Raw genomic sequence first — 18579 nt, 5'->3', positions numbered from 1 at the left:
GGATTACGACGCTGGTATGCCAGACGTCAATGTCCCGCGCTGCGTTCCGGGAAGGCGCTCGCAAGTGCAGCACGATCGGGGCGCAGCAGGCCGCGCTCGGTGATCAAGCCCGTGACGAGCCGCGCCGGCGTGACGTCGAAAGCGTAATTGGCCACCGGCGAACCGTCGGGAACCACGCGCACGGTTTCGACGCGGCCATCGGCGGTGCGGCCGGTCATGGTCGTCACCTCGTCGGCGCTGCGCTGCTCGATCGGAATCTGACTGATGCCATCATCGATACTGAAGTCGATGGTCGGCGACGGCAGTGCAACATAGAACGGCACGTCATTGTCGTGCGCGGCGAGCGCTTTCAGATAGGTGCCGATCTTGTTGCAGACATCGCCATTGGCGGTCACCCGGTCGGTGCCGACGATGGCGAGATCGACCATCCGGTGCTGCATCAGATGGCCGCCGGTATTGTCCGGGATCACCGTATGCGGCACCCCGTGGTGGCCGAGTTCCCAGGCCGTGAGCGAAGCGCCTTGATTGCGTGGCCGGGTTTCGTCGACCCAGACATGAACCTTCAGGCCGCGCTCGTGGGCCAGATAGATCGGCGCCGTCGCCGTGCCCCAATCCACCGTCGCGAGCCAGCCGGCGTTGCAATGGGTCAGGACATTGACCGGCTCGCCGGGCTTCTTCGTCGCCGCGATCTGTTCGATCAGCGCCAGGCCATGCCGGCCGATCGCCTCGTTGATCGTGACATCCTCCTCGGCGATCTCGGCGGCGCGGGCATAGGCTATTGGCACGCGCTCGGAAGGCGCCGCCGGCCTGAGCACGCGCTTCATGACATCGAGCGCCCATTTCAGGTTGATCGCCGTCGGCCGCGTCTCGATCAGAAGCTCGTAGGCACGATCGATACCGGCATCGGAACGATCATCCCGCACCGCCAACGCCATGCCGTAGGCGGCCGTCGCGCCGATCAAGGGCGCTCCCCGCACGAGCATGCTGCGGATCGCGTCCGCTGCCGCGTCGGCGGTCTCCAGGCGGGCAATCACGAATTCATGCGGCAGGCGCCGCTGGTCGATCGCACCCACCGACCAGCCGTCTTGCGCCAACCAGATGCTGCGGAAATGCCGGCCGTCGACCTTCATGACCGCAACACCCGCCCGGCCACGGCGTCGAGATTCTTCAGCAACTGCGGATCGCGCGCTTCCGGCGCCGTGATCAACGCGCTGTCGAGCGCCCTGTCCGATCCGATCGGGCACAGCTCATGCTCACGCGGAAAATCCCGAGCGAGCCGTGCCACGAGCGCCTTGGCCTTGCCGGCATTGGAGTTCAGCACGCGAATGATGTCCTGCACGGTGACGGCGTCGTGATCGGGATGCCAGCAATCGAAGTCGGTGACCATCGCCACGCTGGCGTAGCAGATCTCCGCCTCGCGGGCGAGTTTCGCTTCGGGCATGTTGGTCATGCCGATCACCGAAAAACCCTGGGCCTTGTACATCAGACTCTCGGCCAGCGTCGAGAATTGCGGGCCTTCCATGCAGACATACGTGCCGCCCTGCACGGCTGCGATGCTTTCGGCCTTCGCGGCGGCTGCGAGATGCACGTGCAGCCGCGGCGACACCGGGTGCGCCATCGAGACGTGGGCGACGCAGCCTTTGCCGAAAAACGAACTCTCGCGCTTGCAGGTGCGGTCGACGAACTGATCGACGAGCACAAACGTTCCGGGCGGCAGGTCCTCGCGGAACGAGCCGCAGGCGGAGAGCGAAACCAGATCGGTGACCCCTGCCCGCTTCAGCACGTCGATATTGGCGCGATAGTTGATGTCGGAAGGCGACAGTACATGACCCTTACCGTGCCTTGGCAAGAACACGATCGGCAGCCCATCGATCTCGCCGCGCGTCAGCGCCGCGGACGGCTCGCCCCACGGACTGGCGATGGTTTCCTCGCGGACATCCTGCAGCCCCGGCAAATCATAGATGCCGGATCCGCCGATGATGCCAAGCACGGCACGCGTCATGACTTCTCCCAACTCGGCTTCCTTACCAGCATGTTCGACTATACTGCGGCGCCATAATCAAGCATTGTCAGCCGGCTTCAAGAGGGTTTGGCATGCCTGCTTCCAGGGACCGGGAAAAACGTCAATCGATCATCGATGCCTGCCTGCGCATGAACGCATCGGGCATCAACCAGGGCACGTCAGGCAATATCAGCCTGCGCCATGGCGACGGCATGCTGATCACGCCGACCAGCACGCCCTACGAGGCGATGAAGCCCGAGCAGATCGTCTACATGCATCTCGACGGCAACCACGATCCCGCCCAGCGGCCGTCGAGCGAATGGCGGTTTCACCGCGACATCCTCAAGGCCCGGCCGGAGGTGAACGCGATCGTGCACGCGCATCCGCCCTACTCGACCATGCTGGCGATCATGGGCATGGAAATTCCGCCGGTGCACTACATGGTCGCCGTCGCCGGGGGCGACAGCATCCGCTGCGCGCCCTATGCAACCTTCGGCACCCAGGAGCTTTCCGAGCACGCCGTTCGCGCGCTGGAGGGACGGCTGGCGTGCCTGCTGGCGCATCACGGCATGATTGCAGCGGGACCGTCGCTCGCCAAGGCGATGTGGCTCGCCGTCGAGGTGGAAGCGCTGGCGCGGCAATATCACGGCTGCCTGCAGATCGGCACGCCGCCATTGCTGCCAAAGGAGGAAATCGAGAAAGTCCGCGTCCGCATGGCCGGGTATGGCCACGCGGACGAGTGAAGACGTTATTTCGCGACGAAGCCCGCCTCGTTCATCAACGCGGCGTTGAGCTTGTCGTCCTCTTCCAGGAATTTCAGCATGTCCTTGCCGGTAAGGAAAATCGGCTTCAGCGCCTGCTTCTCCATGTAGTCCTTGTATTCCGTCGTCTGCGTCACCTTCTGGAACAGGTCGACATAGAACGCCTGCTGTTCCGGCGTCACCTTGCCGGGCAGGAACATCGCGCGCAGCATCAGGTACTGGACGTCGAGTCCCTCCTCCTTACAGGTCGGTATGTCGTTCCAGGATTGCGTCTCCGTGACCTTGGTCTTGTAGGAAATGCGCTCCTTGTCGAACACGCAGAGCGCGCGCACCTGACCAGCGCGCCAGACCTCGAGATTTTCGGACGGGTTATTGACGTTGGCTTCGGTGTGCTTGCCGACCAGTTGCGTCGCCGCCTCGCCGCCGGACTTGTACGGCAGATAAGAGAATTTCGCGCCGGTCTTCTGTTCCATGAACACCGTGAGTACATGGTCCTCGCGCTTGGAGCCGGTGCCGCCCATCTTGAACGGCGAGCCTGCGGCCTTGGCGGCGGCGATGAAGTCCTTCACCGTCTTCGGCCCATCGGCGTTGTCCCACAGCACGAATTGATCCATCGCAACGACCGACACCGGCGTCAGCTCACGCCAGTTGAACGGGATCTTGGCCGACAGCGGCAGCATGTAGATCAGCGAATAGGCGATCAGCACCTTGTTGGCGTCGCCGTCGCTGGATTTCATGTACATCAGCGCCTCGGCGCCCGAGGCCCCGCCCTTCAGCGACACCACCATAGGCTGCTTCATCAGATTATTCTTCTGGATGGCGGCTTGCATCATGCGCGCCATCTGGTCGGACGCGCCGCCCGCGCCGGCGGCAACCACGATTTCGACCGGCTTGGTAGGCTCCCAGGCGGCCAGCGCCGGAGCGGTTGCGATCATGGCCGTCAAGGCGGCCGCAGCCTTCAGCATCTGTCCCACGCGTTTCATCCCTATGTATATTGTAGGGCCTGGATAAAATCAGATCAGGCCTGTTGCTGCATTTTGCGGGCGATCCGGCCCCAGTTCAAGCTGCGTTGCAACCCAAGGCCTATAACCTTCGCACTAGATAGCACTGATGCGAAACTGAAGAAAATGAAGGGTGGCTTCGGGCGACCGGCTTTTCAGTTGCTTGCCTGCGGGTGTCCCCCCTTTAATGTGCACGTGAGGCAACGAAGAGGAGAAACGGGAATGAGAGCGCTTTTGGTGGCCGTCGCATTGGGCACGGCGGTGATGCTTGCTGGCTGCGGGAGAGATCCAGGGCCGAAGGGGGAAACCGGCGCTCAAGGTCCCGCGGGTCCGCAGGGAGCGCAAGGCCTGCAGGGTGTGCCTGGGCCACAGGGTCAGCAAGGGGCCCAAGGGCAGCAGGGCCCGCAGGGGCCTCAGGGACCGCAGGGAGCGCCCGGTGCAAAGGGCGATCCGGGGGCGGCCGGAACCGTCGTCAGGTCCGTCCAGGCCGATGGACCGGTCAGTTGCGAAGCCAGTGAAATCCTGGTGTCGGTATTTTGTCCCTCCGGCGGCGCACCCGACGGCGCAAAGTGCGGTACAAGCCCGGCGATCGGCCTTTGTCTCAAGAAACCGTAGCCGTCATTATGCGTCGCGATCAGAGATGACCGCGCCTGGAGGCGGCATGAAAGCGTTCGCGATTGGTCTGGTGCTGATTTGTCTGTCCACCATCGCGGACGCCGGTTCGTCAATCATCGGCGCCGGCTCTCAAAGCTGTACGGCGTGGACCAATCGAAAAAAGAACGCGGTCGTCAAAGGTAGCTTCGAATCCTGGCTGGTTGGATTTATCAGCGGCCTGAACATCAGCGGCGAGCGGGACATCGTTGGCGGCGGCGACTTTGATGCGATTGTTAGCTGGATGGATCAACGCTGCCTGGCTACTCCTTCGGATCGCATCGGTATCGCGGCCCTCGATCTAGGTATGGAGTTGGCAAGGAAAGCCGCCAGGCCATAGCCAACGGCAAGCGTAGACTGGCCTGGATGTTCGGACTACTTGCCCTTGAAGTTCGGCGGGCGCTTGTTGAGGAACGCGTCCATCCCCTCGCGGAAATCGTCGCTCATGTAGGCGCGCAGGATCAGGTCTTCGCCCTCGTCGCGCGACAGCGTCCGACGAATGCGGCGCACCGCTTCCTTGGTGACTTCGAGCGTGATCGGCGCATGGCCGGCAACGAGTTTGGCGGTTTCGTCGGCGCGTCGCTGCAGGGTCTCCACGTCAGGCACCACCTCGTTGAGCAGGCCTAGCGCCAGCGCTTCCGGCGCCTCGACCAGCCGCGCCTTGAAGATCAGGTCCTTGGTCCGCGCCGGGCCGACCAGCGAAACCAGACGCGAGATGTTCGACATCGACAGGCAATTGCCCAGCGTCCGTGCGATCGGAAATCCGATCCGCGTGGACTCCGTGCCGATACGGATGTCGCAGCAGGCAGCAATACCCGCCCCGCCGCCGGTGCAGGCGCCGGCAATCGCCGCGATGACCGGTACCCGGCACGATTCCAGCGCGCCGAGCACGCGATCGATGCGCGCTTCGTAGTCTAGCGCATCCTGCGCGGTCTTGAAGGCGCGGAACTGCGAGATGTCGGTGCCCGAGGCGAACGCCTTGTCGCCGGCGCCGGTCAGGATCATCGCCTTGATCGAGCGATCGTTGTTGACGGTCTCGCAGATCGCGGCCATCTGCTCGTACATGGCAAAGGTCAGCGCATTACGCGCCTGCGGCCGGTTGAACGTCAGCCGGGCAATGCCGTCCTCGACGGAATAGATCAGGTCTTCGGTCGCAGCTACCGGTGCGTTCATCGCAGCTCTCTCTGTTGTTGTTTCGGTCAGACGATCTCAGGCGACGGCGGCCTTCGGCATCGCCTGCGGTTCACGTCCCTTGAGCACTTCCATTGCCGCCAGCACGCCACCGCCGCGATGCGGCACCTTGGCGAGATCGAGACCCATCTCGACGCCCGACAGCGTGCCCATCATCATCAGATCGTTGAAGTGGCCGATATGGCCGATCCGGAACACCTTGCCCTTGATCTTGTTGAGGCCGGTGCCGAGCGACATGTCGAAGTTTTCCAGCACGACCTTGCGGAAATTGTCGGCGTCATGCCCTTCCGGCATGACGACGCCGGTCAGCGCGGGCGAGTGTGCGCCCTGCTCCTGGCACTGCGTTTCGAGGCCCCACACCTTGGCGGCCGCACGCGTCGCGGCGCTGTGGCGCTTGTGGCGGGCGAAGACGTTCTCCAGCCCTTCTTCCTCAAGCATCTTGACCGCCTCGCGCAGGCCGAACAGCAGGTTCGTCGCCGGCGTGTAGGGCCAGGTGCCCGCCTTGTTGATGGCGATGACTTCCTGCCAGTCCCAATAAGAGCGCATGGCAGGGTTCGCCTTCGCGACGGCCAGCGCCTTTTCCGAGACGGCATTGAAGCCGAGACCCGGCGGCAACATCAGGCCCTTCTGCGATCCGGCGACCGACACGTCGATGCCCCAGGCATCGTGCTCATATTCCAGCGATCCAAGACCGGAGATGGTGTCGACCATCAGCAGCGCGGGATGGTTGACCCGGTCGAGAAGCTTGCGGACATCCTGCGGATGGGTGACGCAGCCGGTCGAGGTCTCGTTGTGGACCACGCAGACGGCCTTGATCTTGTGCGCCTTGTCGGCCGACAGTTTTGCCTCGATCTGCTCGAGGTCGGCACCATGACGCCAGTCGCCCGGCAGGAAATCGACATCGAGCTTGAACTTCTCGGCGATGCCGCGCCACAGCACGGCGAACTGGCCAGTCTCCGCCATCAGCACCTTGTCGCCGGGCTGCAACGTGTTGACGAGGGCGGCCTCCCAGGCGCCGGTACCGGACGACGGGTAGATGATCACCGGCTGCTTGGTGCGAAACACCCGCTGCATGGCCGCCAGCACGGCGTGGCCGATCTCGGCGAATTCCGGACCGCGATGGTCCATGGTCGGCATGTCCATGGCGCGCAGCACCCGGTCCGGCACGTTGGTCGGTCCCGGAATCTGCAGAAAATGCCTTCCAGTATGCACGGTCATGGGCGTCCTTCCCGGTCTTGAGCTTGTCTTGGCCTGGTCTTGGCTTGTGGCGTCTTGGCTTCGCGAGCCGCTCGAATATCACTATTTGTCCGGCTTGTCCCCCGCCCGGCGAGGGCCGTCAATGCATAAGAAGCAGGCTTCGCCTTGCCAAGCCGGATACCGGCAGGCAAGACACGGCTGGACATTCAAGAGAGCTGGATAATGGCGGCACCGAGGGCCGAAAAATCACAAAATTCGGCCGAAAACAGCCGGCTCGCCGCGCGCCTCGCCCGGGAGACCACGGGCGATGTTTTCTTCGACGCCTTCAACCGCGGCCGCTACGCGACCGACGCCTCGTTCTACCAGATCGTCCCCCTTGGCGTGGTGGTTCCCCGGACCATGGACGAGGCGCTGCGGGTGCTTTCGATCGCCAAAGACGAAGGCCTGATCGTCACGCCGCGCGGCGGCGGGACCTCGCAATGCGGCCAGACGGTCAACGAGGGATTGGTCGTCGATTTCTCCAAACACCTGAACCGCCTGCTCTCGCTCGATGTCGAAGGCCGGACCTGCGTGGTCGAGCCGGGCATCGTGCTCGACGACCTCAACCGCCAGCTCAAAAAGCACGGGCTGTGGTTTCCGGTCGACGTCTCCACCGCCTCGCGCGCCACCATCGGCGGCATGGCCGGCAACAATTCTTGCGGCGGCCGTTCGCTGCGCTATGGCACCATGCGCGACAACACGCTGTCGATGGACGCGGCGCTGGCCGACGGTTCGCTGCTGCATTTCGGCGAGGTGCCGTGCGATCTGGCGCAGGTGAATTCGCCCCAGAGCGGGCTTGCGCTGTTCCGGGACATGCTCGACCTCGGCAAGCGCGAGGCCGCCGAAATATCGCAGCGGTTTCCAAAGGTGCAGCGCCGTGTCGGCGGCTATAATCTCGATGCGCTGGTGCCGCGCAATGCGCCGAACAACCTCGCGCATCTGCTGGTCGGCTCCGAGGGAACGCTGGCCTTCACCACACAGGTCGAACTCAAGCTGTGGCCGGTTATCCGCAACAAGGTGCTCGGCGTCTGTCATTTCGGCAGCTTTTACGAAGCGATGGATGCGGCGCAGCATCTGGTGAAGCTGCGGCCGATCGCGGTCGAACTGGTCGACCGCACCATGATCGCGCTCGGCCGCGATATCGCGATGTTCAGGCCGGTGATCGAATCGACCGTGCGCGGCGATCCGGATGCGCTGCTGATCGTGGAATTTGCGGAAGCGGACCAGGCGGACAATCTTCAAAAGCTGAAGCGGCTTTCCGAACTGATGTCGGACCTCGGTTTCGGCTGGAACCAGCCGCCGCGCAAATGGGGCGGCGTGGTCGACGTCGTCGAACCCGCGAGGCAGACGGCGATTGCGGATTTTCGAACTTCCGGCCTCAACATCATGATGTCGATGAAGCAGGAGGGCAAGCCGGTCTCCTTTGTCGAGGACTGCGCGGTGCCGCTGCCGCATCTCGCCGATTACACCGAGCGGCTCAACGCCGTGTTCGCCAAACACGGCACCCGCGGCACCATGTATGCGCATGCCTCGGAAGGCTGCCTGCACGTGCGCCCGGTGCTCAATCTGAAGCTCGAAAAGGACGTCAAGGCGATGCGCGCCATCGCCGAAGAAACCTTCGAGATGGTGCGCGAATACAAGGGCTCGCACTCCGGCGAGCATGGCGACGGGCTGGTTCGCTCCGAATTTCACGAGGCGATGTTCGGCACGCGCATCGTCGCCGATTTCCGCGAGGTCAAACGCCGCTTCGATCCGGACAACCTGCTCAACCCCGGCAAGATCGTCGATCCGCCGAAAATGGACGACCGCTCGCTGTTTCGCTATCGGCCGGATTACCGCATCGGCGAGTTGAAGACCGTGCTCGACTGGTCGGCCTATCCCGGCGCTGGCGGCGGCTTTCAGGGCGCGGTCGAGATGTGCAACAACAACGGCGCCTGCCGCAAGCTCGAGGGCGGCGTGATGTGCCCGTCCTATCGCGCGACCCGCAACGAAAAGGACGTCACGCGGGGCCGCGCCAACACGCTGCGGCTGGCGATATCCGGCCAGCTGGGGCCGGACGCGCTGGCCTCGGATGAGATGATGGACACGCTCAAACTCTGCGTCTCCTGCAAGGCCTGCCGCCATGAATGCCCCACCGGCGTCGACATGGCCAGGATGAAGATCGAGGTGCTGGCCGCCCGTGCGGAGAAGCATGGCCTTTCGCTGCGCGATCGGCTGGTGGGCTACCTGCCGCGCTATGCGAATCTTGCCTCCCGCGTTGCCCCGCTCGCCAACTGGCGCAATAACAGTCGGTTTTTACGCGCGCTGTTGGAGAAATTCGCCGGCATCAGCGCCAAGCGCGCTTTGCCCGCCTTTCGCCGCGATGTGTTCAAGGCCGACGCCGAGGTGTTCGGTCCCGCGGATGGCCATGAGGTCGTGCTGTTCGCCGATACGTTCAACCGCGTCTATGAGCGCGAAAACCTCGACGCCGCCCTGCGGGTATTGGTCGAAGGTGGCTACCGCGTCCATATCCCGCGCCCGGCGGACAGCGGCCGTCCGCTGTGCTGCGGGCGGACATTCCTCTCCGCAGGCCTCGTCGCGCAGGCGCGGAGCGAACTGGACCGTCTGGTCACGACATACGGGCCATTCGCGGCGCGTGGCGTGCCGATCGTGGGGCTCGAGCCGAGCTGTCTGCTGACGCTGCGCGACGAAATGCTCTCGCTGCGTTCGGACGACGAGGCCAGAAGCGTCAGCGCCCACGCCTTGCTGTTCGAGGAGTTTCTGGTGCGCGAGGCGGAGGCCGGCCGCCTGAAGCTGCCGCTCGGCGCCATGCCGGGCAAGGCGCTGGTTCACGGCCACTGTCACCAGAAATCGTTCGGGGCGTTCAAGCCGGTCGAGAAGGTGCTGCGCCTCGTTCCCGGGCTCGACATCGAGACCATCGAATCCAGTTGCTGCGGCATGGCCGGCGCGTTCGGCTACGGCGCCGACACCTATCAGGCGTCGATGGAAATGGCCGAACTGTCGCTGCTGCCGGCCGTGCGCCGCGCTGATGCGACCACGCTGATCGTGGCCGACGGCACCTCCTGCCGGCACCAGATCAAGGACGGCAGCGAACGTCCCGCCCTTCACGTCGCGCGCGTGCTGGCGATGAGCCTCGACCGCACAACAACGAATTCAAACCGCTCACCTGTCACATAAGGAAACCATCATGGCTGAACTCACCCTCGACATCGCCCGCAAGATTCTCGATGCCGCGCTAGCCACGGGCGTGGAGAAGAAATTGAAGCCGCTGGTCATCACCATTCTGGATGCCCGCGGCTGTGTGAAGGTCACCGCGGCGCAGGACGGCACCAGCCTGATGCGGGCCGAGATCGCGCACGGCAAGGCCTATGGCGCACTCGCGATGGGCATGGGATCGCGGGCCTTGTTCCAGCGCGCGCAGGAGCAGGCCTATTTCGTCAGCGCGGTGAACACGATGGCGCAGGGACGGCTGGTGCCGGTGCCCGGCGGCGTGCTGATCCAGGGCGATGGCGGCCTGCTCGGCGCGGTCGGCGTCAGCGGCGACACCTCCGACAATGACGAGATCTGCGCCGTCGCGGGGATCGAGGCGGCGGGACTGAAGGCTAGTGCGGGCTAGATCTGCGTTGTCCAGCGAAGTGGACCCGGCGGTCAGCACACGCCGGGTCTCAGATCCGGTAGCGCAGGCTCGCTGCCACTGGCCCATTGCCCGGCGGTGGGGACATCTACGCACGGCATCGCATTTCCTTGCTGTTCGGGCGCAAACAACAACTGCCAATGCGGCGGCGAAAGTAACGTCTCCGGCCGGTATAGTTTGCGCGGGATGACGCCTCGCAGCTAATTCGGTGGCGTCCGCGTGGTTCCTGCAGAGCTTGGGAAGACAGGCGCCGGTGGTTGCGCAACCAGTTCTGCCTTCGGCTTGCTCCAGGTCAGCAGCCGGAAGAACAGCGGTACGAAGACAATGGCGAGTACGGTGGCGGCGATCATGCCGCCGACCACGCCGGTGCCGATCGAGTGCTGGCTGGCGGAACCGGCGCCGCTCGCGATCGCCAGCGGCATCACACCGAGTATAAAGGTCAGCGACGTCATGATAATGGGCCGGAACCGCAGTCGCGCGGCCTCCAGCGCGGCATCGACCACCGGCAGCCCCTCGCGGTGCCGCCGCGCCGCGAACTCCACGATGAGGATCGCATTCTTGGCGGACAGGCCGATCAGCGTCACCAGCCCGATCTGGAAGTAGATGTCGTTCTCCAGACCACGCAGCCAGATCGCGACGATGGCACCGAACAGCGCGAATGGCACGGCCGTCAGCACCGCCAGTGGCAGCGACCAGCGCTCGTATTGCGCCGCCAGGATCAAGAACACCATGAGCAGGCCGAACAGGAATCCCTGATAGCCGGTGCCCGCGGTGGAGATTTCCTGATAGGCCGAACCGGTCCAGCCGATCGAATAGCCCGAGCCCAGCGTATTGGTAACCACCTCCCGCATCGCGGCTAGCGACTGCCCCGAGGAAAATCCGGGCGCCGGGCTGCCGAGAATCTTCGCTGACGGGAAAATGTTGAAGCGATCGACGGCATCCGGGCCGAGCACCCGCTTCGCCGCGACCAACGCGTCCAGCGGGATCATCGCGCCGGATTCCGAGCGGGCGTAGATGAATCGCAGGTCGCCCGGTTCGCTGCGGAACTCGGATTCCGACGACAGGCTGACGCGGTAGGTGCGCCCAAACAACGTGAAATCGTTGACGTAGAGGCTGCCGAAGCCGCTCTGCATGGTCTCGAAAATGCTGTTGATCGGCACCCCCAGCGTCTTTGCCTTGTCGCGATCGACCTCGATCCGATACTGCGGGACCGAGGTAGAGAATTGCGAGCGTACGCCGGCCAGTTCCGGGCGGGTGGCGGCCGCTGCGACCACACGGTTGGCGGCGTCCGACAGTTCCTGCAACGACACGCCGGTGCGGTTCTGCAAATACAGTTCGAAGCCGCCGGTGGTGCTGATGCCCTGGATCGCGGGCGGATTGAATCCAACGACGACACCGTCGCGAAACTTGCCATTGAGCCGGCTCAGCGTCGGGGCGAACTGCCGCGCATCCGAGCCCGGCGCGGTGCGCTCCGCCCAGTCTTTCAGGGTGATGAACGAGACCCCGGCATTGGTTTTCTGCGCGCTCGACAGCACGTCGAAGCCTGACATGGTCACCACGCCCAGTACTTCGGGCATTTCCTTGATGGCGTTCGCGGTGATATCCGCGATCTCGCGAGTCCGGCTGAGCGACGCGGCCGGCGGCAGCGAGGTCACCATCAGCACGCGACCCTGGTCCTCCTCCGGGACCAGACTGCCCGGCACGGTGTTGAACAGCGCGGCCGTGATGGCGATCATCACCCCGAAGACGGCCAGCGACGTCAGCACCCGCCGCATGAAAAACGCGACCACGGCGCCGTATTTGTCGGTCAACCAGTCGAACCAGCGGTTGAATATCCGGAACGGCCGCGCCGGCTCCTGGTGCTGCGGCTTGAGGATCAGGGTCGCCAGAGCCGGCGTCAGGGTGAGCGCCACGATACTGGAAATCACCACCGACACCGCGATGGTCACCGCGAACTGCCGATAAAGTTCGCCGGCGAGCCCGCCGAGAAAGGAGACCGGAATGAATACCGCGCACAGCGACAGCGAGGTCGCCACCACCGGCCCGCTGACTTCGTTCATCGCCTTGATCGAGGCGTCGCGCGGCGATTTCTTCTCGGTGCGCATGATGCGCTCGATGTTCTCCAGCACGACGATGGCGTCATCGACGACGATGCCGATCGACAGCACCAGCCCGAACAGCGTCAGCAGATTGATCGAGAAGCCTAGCGCGTGCATCCCGGCGAAGGTGCCGATCAACGACACTGGCACCGCGATCACCGGGATCAGTGTTGCCCGCAAATTCTGCATGAACAGGAAAACCACCGCGACGACCAGAATGATCGCCTCGACGAAGGTTCTGATCACCCGCTCAATCGACGCCTCGACGAAGCGTGTGGTGTTGAACGGATTGCGATATTCAAGCCCCTCCGGGAAACGGGCCTGCAGCCTGTCCATCGTCGCCAGGACGTTGGCCGAGACCTCCAGCGCGTTGGCTCCGGGCTGCAGATAGACACCAATCGGCACTGTCGGCGCGCCGTTATAGGTTGCCGCAAAGCCGTAATTCAAGGCGCCAAGCTCGACACGGGCAACATCCTTGACGCGCAGTGCGCCGCCGAATTCATCGGAGCGAATGATGATGTTTTCGAATTCGCGCGGATCGGCGAACCGCCCTTGGGTCGTCACCGAATAGGTGAAGGCGTTGGGATCCTTCTGCGGCTCCTCGCCGAACCGGCCGGCGGCGAACTGGGCGTTCTGCTCGCGGATCGCCGCGGCGATGTCGCCCGGCGTCAGGTTGAACTGGGCCAGCTTGTCGGGACGCAGCCAGATCCGCATCGAATAGTCGGAAGCGCCAAACAGCGACGCATCGCCGACGCCGGGTGTGCGGCGCAATTCATCGATGATGTTGATCAGCGCATAGTTACCAATGAAGATGGTATCGTGGCGTTCGCCCGGTGACGACATCGTCAGCACCTGGAGGATGTCGCTTGAACGTTTCTGCACCACGACGCCTTGCCGCGCCACTTCGGCCGGCAGCAGCGGGGTGGCGCGCTGCACCCGGTTGTTGACGTTGATCGTGTTCTGATCCGGATCGGTACCGATCGCAAAGGTCACCGAGATCGACATCGTGCCCGAACCTGTCGAGGTCGAGCGCATATAGAGCATGTTCTCGACGCCGTTGATCTGCTGTTCGAGTGGAGCGGCCACCGTCTCCGCGATGGTCTCGGCGGAGGCTCCGGGATAGTTGGCGCTGATCCGGACCTCCGGCGGAATGATCGCCGGATACTGCGCAACCGGCAACACGCGCATCGCGATCAGTCCGACGAGGACAATGCCGATCGAGATGACGGCGGAGAACACTGGCCGATCGATGAAAAAGCGCGAGAACATTTACTCGGCCCGACGGGACGGAGCGGCCGCCGCCGATTCGGCTTCCGCCCGGGCCGTTCCATTGGCTTCGCCGCCGGGCTTTGCGGGCACCGGATTCACCTTCGCGCCGGGATGTATCCGCAGCAAGCCGTCGACCACGAGTTTCTCGCCGTCGTCGAGGCCCTCCTTCACCGCCCAGCCGCCCTCGACCTTGCGGTCGAGCTTGATCGGCCGCGACATCACGCCATCGCCGCCAGCATTCATCACGTAAACAAAGGCGCCCTGCGGACCCTGCGACACCGCCTGTTCGGGCACCACGACCACGCCCTGGAGCACCACGCCGCTCAGCCTCACCCGGACGAACTGGTTCGGCAGCAGCGCGCCGTCGGGATTGGGAAAGATCACGCGGATCTGCAGCGTTCCGGTGCGCGGATCAACAACCGAGGCCGCCTCGTTGATCTGGCCTTCTACCGGATAGATCGACCCATTGCCGAGTTGCAGCATCACGTCGATATCGGAGCGCTTCAGCGGCTGGTCGCGCGCCCGGTTGATGCCGCGCAGCTGCAAGAATTCGGATTCGCTGAGCGAGAAATTCACATAGGCAGGATCGAGCTGGGTTATTGTGGTCAGCACGGTCTGCTGCGCCTGCGCCAGCGCGCCTTCCGGCGGCGATGCCAGGCTGGTTGGCCCGGACACCGGCGCCGTCACCGTGGTGAATTCGATATTGAGTTTGGCGGTCTCGATGTCGGCCTGTGCGCTTTGCAGCGCGGCGCGGGCGAGATCGCGCGCGGCACGGGCGTCCTCGAGCTGCTTGACCGTGGCGACCTGCCGCTGCGACAATTGCTCGACACGCGCGAAGTTTTCTTCGGCCTGCACCAGTGTCGCGCGCGCCTGCAACGCCTGCGCATCGGCACGATCGAGGGCCGCTTGGTAGCTGCGCGGATCAATCCGGAACAGCACGTCGCCCTGCTTCACGGTGGCGCCTTCGACGAATTCCCGCTTCAGGATAATGCCGCCGACTTGCGCCCGCACCTCGACATTGCGAAATCCCGCAACGCGTCCGGCATTTGTCAGCGGCAAGGGCACGTCTGCCCGACGCAACGTGATCACCCCGACATCGATCGGCGGGGCTGCGGTCTTTTGGGCGACTTGTTGCGGCTCACCGAAATGGAAATAGGTTGCGGCAGCGAGGGCAAGTGCAACGATCAGGGCAAGAACATAACCGGCTGATTTCATATGCACCAACGACCTTCAGGCTACCGGACCCGACCTGACCAGCGAACAAACGGAAATGCGCGCGCGGCGGGACAGCGTACGCGGGAGGCACGCGCGTTATAGCAAGCAACCTGAACTGCCCGCTTCGGTTCCAACACTATTGCGCGAAAGGTGACCCAGCCTATGCCGCGGTGCCCGGCCACGGCACGCGGGACGACAGGTGCGACACCATGTCCACAAATCAATCCAGAATCGATGTGTTGGAACACCGGCAGCCGAAGCTATCGTCCAACAGATACTTGGAAGCAGCCGCCCCGAGCTCTCGAGAGCACTGAAGAGGTCGCATGCTTCAAAAAACTTGATCCGCGCTACGAGACCGCGCCCGAACGGCTGCTCTGGCAACACCGCCTGCAGGCCGGCGGCCAGGCGAGAGTCGTGAGCTAAGAGCACGATGGCAAGCAATACGTTGCGATCACCGCGACCGGTCGCGAGCACCCACAAGAAGAACGAGCCTTCTCAAGGCCCATCCCAATATGAAATACAGCCGCTATTTGCCCGGCCATGACGGCTTGCGCTTCTCCCCGAAGGCCTTGAGGCCCTCCTTGGCGTCTTCCGTCATCGCCAGCAGCGCGATCTGGCTTTCGGTATAGGCGATGCTCTCGTCGAACGACATCGACGCGATGGCGCGCATCGCATATTTGCCGCGCCGAATCGCGGTCGGCGACTTGTCGACGATGCGGCTGACCAGCCAGTCGACCTTGGCGTCGAGTTCGGCCTCCGGCACCACGTAGTTCAGGAGACCGGCTTCCTTGGCGATGTGCGCGTCGAACGGCTCGCCGGTCAACGACCACTCGCTGATCAGGCGTCTTGGGGCGATCGACTGCAGCAGGCTCAGCACCTGCATCGGGAACACGCCGACCTTCACCTCGGGCAGCCCGAAGATGACATGATCGGCAGCCACCGCCATGTCGGTCATGCACAGCAGGCCCATGCCGCCCGCCATGCAGACGCCGCCCACCCGCGCGATCGCCGGCTTGGTGGCGTTCTGCGACAGCCGCAGCAGGTCCGCGTAGTCGACATTCGGCCGGGAAAAATCCATCGCGAAGGCGGCGCCGCTGTTCTGCAGGTCGGCGCCGGCACAGAACGCCTTGTCGCCCGCCCCCGTAAGGACGATGACACGGACATCCTTGTCGTCATGCGCCTCGCGGTAGCCGCGCACGATGCCGGCCACCACGTCCGCGTTGATGGCGTTGCGCTTGTCGGGCCGGTTGATGGTAATCCAGAACGCCTGCCCGCGCTTCTCGTTGATCACGCTGCTCGTGTCGGTCATTGTCCCGCTCATCCGTTTGCCAAATGCTGGCCAGCATTTGCGGCAGGATGACCGTGGACTGCAAGCCCGGTCTAGCTCTTGCGCGCAGTCGCTGGCGTCGCCTTTTTGACCCAGACCTTGTTGTCGTGGAAAGCCGCGCCGCCGACGGGTGCCACGGTTTCCGCCCCCGTCAGCATGTTGATGCCGCGGCCGCCGATATGGGCCTTGTTCGGATGGATGGACTCGGCGATCAGCACGCCGCGGCGCAGGCCGTCGAACAATTTTGCGGTCAGCGTGGTTTCGCCCCTGACATTGCCGAGCGTCACGGCGTCGCCATCGGCGATCGACAGGCCTGCGGCGTCATCCGGATGGATCATCACCGTGGGCGCGCCCTCGCGGGCCTGCGAGCCCGGCGTCTCGTTGAAGCTGCTGTTGAGATAGCTGCGCGATGGCGAGGTGGCGAGGCGGAACGGATGCTGCTCATCCGCCTCCTCGATGACCGCCCAGTGATCGGGCAGCCCGGGCAACTGCGTCCAGGGGCCGAGGCCCGGATTGCCGAACGGCGGGTTGGCCCAGTCGGCCTTGAAGTGGAATTTCTTGTCGGCATGCGCAAAGCCGTCGAGATAATGCGAGGTGCGGAAATCCGGCTGGATGTCGCGCCAGAGATCGGCTTCGAGCGTTTCGATGTCGCCGTGACCGCTCTTCTTCAGCGTCGCATCGATCAGTTCACGCGGCGACATCTCGAATCCCGGATGCACGGCGTTGAGGCGGCGGCCGAGGCCTTGCAGTACCTCGTGGTTGGAACGGCACTCGCCGGGCGGATCAATCAGCTTGGCGCCGACCGAGATATGCTGCTGACCGCCGCCGTAATAGAGGTCGTCATGCTCCATGAACATGGTGGCGGGGAGCACGATATCGGCCATCGCGGCCGTTTCCGTCATGAACTGCTCATGCACCGCCATGAACAGGTCCTCACGCGCAAAGCCTTCTCTCACCAGCGCCTGTTCGGGCGCCACCGTCACCGGGTTGGTGTTCTGGATCAGCATCGCCTTGACCGGCGGTCCACCCTTCAGGGCCTCGGCGTTGCCGGTCAGGATGCGGCCGATCTGCGACTGATCGAGCCAGCGCGTCGTGCGGTCGATCGCATCGTGGCCCTCGATAATGGATTCATCGAACTTCCAGATCCCGGCATTGTTGAAGAAGGCGCCGCCGCCTTCATATTGCCAAGCCCCCGTTACCGCGGGGATGCACAGCGCGGCATGCATCTGCGCCGCACCGTTGCGGCTGCGGGTAAAGCCATAGCCAAGACGGAAGAACGAACGTTTGGTCTGGCCGACGACGCGCGCGAACGCCTCGATTTCCTGCACCGGCACGCCGGAGATGTTGGAGGCCCATTCCGGCGTACGCGTCGCCAGATGCGCTTCCAGCTCGTCGGGGCAATCGGTGTAGCGGTCCATATAGGCGCGGTCCGCGTAACCCTCGCGGAACAGCACGTTCATGACGCCGCAGGCGAAGGCGCCGTCGGTGCCCGGCCGGAGCAATATCTTGATGTCGGCCTGCTTCATGGTGTCGTTATTGTAGATATCGACCGCCGCGATCTTTGCGCCGCGCTCCTTGCGGGCGCGCGAGGCGTGGGTCATCACGTTGACCTGGGTGTTGACCGGATTGGTGCCCCAGATCACGACGAGATCGGAGACACCCATTTCGCGCGGATCGACGCCGGCAATCTTGCCGGTGCCGATGGAGAAACCGACGCGGGCGATGTTGGCGCAGATGGTCGAGTAGAAGCGCGAATATTTTTTCACATGGGCAAGGCGATTGATGCCGTCGCGCATCACGAGCCCCATGGTGCCGGCGTAATAATAGGGCCATACCGATTGAGCCCCGAATTCGCGCTCGGCCTGGTCGAACCGCGCGGCGATTTCGTCCAGCGCCTCGTCCCAGGAAATCCGCGCAAACTGGCCGGAGCCCTTGGGGCCGGTACGGCGCATCGGATGGAGCAGCCGGTCAGGGTGATGAATCCGTTCGGCGTAGCGCGCGACCTTGGCGCAGACGACACCGGCGGTATAGGTCTGCAGCTTGGAGCCGCGGACCCGGCCGATCGAACGGCCGTCGATCACCTCGATGTCGAGCGCGCAGGCCGACGGGCAATCATGCGGACAGGTGGAGTGGCGGATATCGACCTTGGCATGCTGGTTCATGCGTTTTTGGTAACATTAAAACGCGCGACCG

The 18579-nt window shown here is 64.0% G+C and carries 13 protein-coding genes; 4 read left to right on the top strand and 9 right to left on the bottom strand.

Going from position 1 to position 18579, the window contains the following annotated elements; genetic code table 11:
- Nucleotides 1-26 precede the first annotated feature (26 nt).
- The gene (gene mtnA / locus QUH67_RS11620; RefSeq protein WP_300946821.1) at nt 27-1130 is read right to left on the bottom strand and encodes an S-methyl-5-thioribose-1-phosphate isomerase; all 1104 of its coding nucleotides are present in this window, start codon (nt 1128-1130) and stop codon (nt 27-29) included.
- Complete coding sequence (locus QUH67_RS11615; RefSeq protein ID WP_300946820.1) at nt 1127-2002, bottom strand: S-methyl-5'-thioadenosine phosphorylase; 876 nt, start codon at nt 2000-2002, stop codon at nt 1127-1129. The genes mtnA and QUH67_RS11615 overlap by 4 nt, the downstream gene beginning before the upstream one ends.
- Before the next feature lie 92 nt (nt 2003-2094).
- Between QUH67_RS11615 and QUH67_RS11610 the strand changes: the two genes are divergently transcribed.
- Entirely contained in the window at nt 2095-2745 is a 651-nt protein-coding gene (locus QUH67_RS11610) for a class II aldolase/adducin family protein (RefSeq protein WP_300946819.1), read from the top strand.
- Between the two features lie 5 nt (nt 2746-2750).
- On the opposite strand, the gene QUH67_RS11605 is transcribed toward QUH67_RS11610, so the two are convergent.
- The gene (locus tag QUH67_RS11605; RefSeq protein ID WP_407080455.1) at nt 2751-3728 is read right to left on the bottom strand and encodes a Bug family tripartite tricarboxylate transporter substrate binding protein; all 978 of its coding nucleotides are present in this window, start codon (nt 3726-3728) and stop codon (nt 2751-2753) included.
- A 697-nt stretch (nt 3729-4425) separates the two neighbouring features.
- Between QUH67_RS11605 and QUH67_RS11600 the strand changes: the two genes are divergently transcribed.
- A complete protein-coding gene (locus QUH67_RS11600; protein WP_300946817.1) occupies nt 4426-4755 on the top strand; it encodes a hypothetical protein in 330 nt (109 codons plus the stop codon).
- Between the two features lie 35 nt (nt 4756-4790).
- On the opposite strand, the gene QUH67_RS11595 is transcribed toward QUH67_RS11600, so the two are convergent.
- Both QUH67_RS11595 and QUH67_RS11590 read right to left on the bottom strand, forming a co-directional pair.
- Nucleotides 4791-5588 (bottom strand): enoyl-CoA hydratase/isomerase family protein, encoded by a 798-nt coding sequence (locus QUH67_RS11595; RefSeq protein ID WP_300946816.1) that lies wholly within the window; start codon nt 5586-5588, stop codon nt 4791-4793.
- A gap of 36 nt (nt 5589-5624) precedes the next feature.
- Nucleotides 5625-6824 (bottom strand): pyridoxal-phosphate-dependent aminotransferase family protein, encoded by a 1200-nt coding sequence (locus QUH67_RS11590; RefSeq protein ID WP_300946815.1) that lies wholly within the window; start codon nt 6822-6824, stop codon nt 5625-5627.
- A gap of 201 nt (nt 6825-7025) precedes the next feature.
- Between QUH67_RS11590 and QUH67_RS11585 the strand changes: the two genes are divergently transcribed.
- Nucleotides 7026-10019 (top strand): FAD-binding and (Fe-S)-binding domain-containing protein, encoded by a 2994-nt coding sequence (locus tag QUH67_RS11585; RefSeq protein WP_300946814.1) that lies wholly within the window; start codon nt 7026-7028, stop codon nt 10017-10019.
- Between the two features lie 10 nt (nt 10020-10029).
- A complete protein-coding gene (locus tag QUH67_RS11580; protein ID WP_300946813.1) occupies nt 10030-10458 on the top strand; it encodes a GlcG/HbpS family heme-binding protein in 429 nt (142 codons plus the stop codon).
- Nucleotides 10459-10676: 218 nt separating this feature from the next.
- On the opposite strand, the gene QUH67_RS11575 is transcribed toward QUH67_RS11580, so the two are convergent.
- The 4 genes from QUH67_RS11575 to QUH67_RS11560 form a co-directional block, all read right to left on the bottom strand.
- A complete protein-coding gene (locus tag QUH67_RS11575) occupies nt 10677-13844 on the bottom strand; it encodes an efflux RND transporter permease subunit (RefSeq protein ID WP_300946812.1) in 3168 nt (1055 codons plus the stop codon).
- Nucleotides 13845-15059, bottom strand: a complete 1215-nt coding sequence (locus QUH67_RS11570; RefSeq protein ID WP_300946811.1) for an efflux RND transporter periplasmic adaptor subunit — start codon at nt 15057-15059, stop codon at nt 13845-13847.
- A gap of 526 nt (nt 15060-15585) precedes the next feature.
- Nucleotides 15586-16368: an enoyl-CoA hydratase/isomerase family protein gene (locus QUH67_RS11565; RefSeq protein ID WP_300946810.1), complete on the bottom strand. Its 783-nt coding sequence runs from the start codon at nt 16366-16368 to the stop codon at nt 15586-15588.
- A gap of 71 nt (nt 16369-16439) precedes the next feature.
- Entirely contained in the window at nt 16440-18548 is a 2109-nt protein-coding gene (locus QUH67_RS11560; RefSeq protein ID WP_300946809.1) for a molybdopterin oxidoreductase family protein, read from the bottom strand.
- Nucleotides 18549-18579: the final 31 nt, after the last annotated feature.

Origin of the sequence: Bradyrhizobium roseum (assembly GCF_030413175.1) — a bacterium.
GTDB lineage: Bacteria > Pseudomonadota > Alphaproteobacteria > Rhizobiales > Xanthobacteraceae > Bradyrhizobium > Bradyrhizobium roseum.
This window is presented reverse-complemented; position numbering and strand designations above follow the sequence as displayed.

What these genes read in the sequence shown, in the direction of transcription:
- mtnA (WP_300946821.1), bottom strand. Translation starts at nt 1,130, where the DNA reads ATGAAGGTCGACGGCCGGCATTTCCGCAGCATCTGGTTGGCGCAAGAC.
- QUH67_RS11615 (WP_300946820.1), bottom strand. Translation starts at nt 2,002, where the DNA reads ATGACGCGTGCCGTGCTTGGCATCATCGGCGGATCCGGCATCTATGAT.
- QUH67_RS11610 (WP_300946819.1), top strand. Translation starts at nt 2,095, where the DNA reads ATGCCTGCTTCCAGGGACCGGGAAAAACGTCAATCGATCATCGATGCC.
- QUH67_RS11605 (WP_407080455.1), bottom strand. Translation starts at nt 3,728, where the DNA reads ATGCTGAAGGCTGCGGCCGCCTTGACGGCCATGATCGCAACCGCTCCG.
- QUH67_RS11600 (WP_300946817.1), top strand. Translation starts at nt 4,426, where the DNA reads ATGAAAGCGTTCGCGATTGGTCTGGTGCTGATTTGTCTGTCCACCATC.
- QUH67_RS11595 (WP_300946816.1), bottom strand. Translation starts at nt 5,588, where the DNA reads ATGAACGCACCGGTAGCTGCGACCGAAGACCTGATCTATTCCGTCGAG.
- QUH67_RS11590 (WP_300946815.1), bottom strand. Translation starts at nt 6,824, where the DNA reads ATGACCGTGCATACTGGAAGGCATTTTCTGCAGATTCCGGGACCGACC.
- QUH67_RS11585 (WP_300946814.1), top strand. Translation starts at nt 7,026, where the DNA reads ATGGCGGCACCGAGGGCCGAAAAATCACAAAATTCGGCCGAAAACAGC.
- QUH67_RS11580 (WP_300946813.1), top strand. Translation starts at nt 10,030, where the DNA reads ATGGCTGAACTCACCCTCGACATCGCCCGCAAGATTCTCGATGCCGCG.
- QUH67_RS11575 (WP_300946812.1), bottom strand. Translation starts at nt 13,844, where the DNA reads ATGTTCTCGCGCTTTTTCATCGATCGGCCAGTGTTCTCCGCCGTCATC.
- QUH67_RS11570 (WP_300946811.1), bottom strand. Translation starts at nt 15,059, where the DNA reads ATGAAATCAGCCGGTTATGTTCTTGCCCTGATCGTTGCACTTGCCCTC.
- QUH67_RS11565 (WP_300946810.1), bottom strand. Translation starts at nt 16,368, where the DNA reads ATGACCGACACGAGCAGCGTGATCAACGAGAAGCGCGGGCAGGCGTTC.
- QUH67_RS11560 (WP_300946809.1), bottom strand. Translation starts at nt 18,548, where the DNA reads ATGAACCAGCATGCCAAGGTCGATATCCGCCACTCCACCTGTCCGCAT.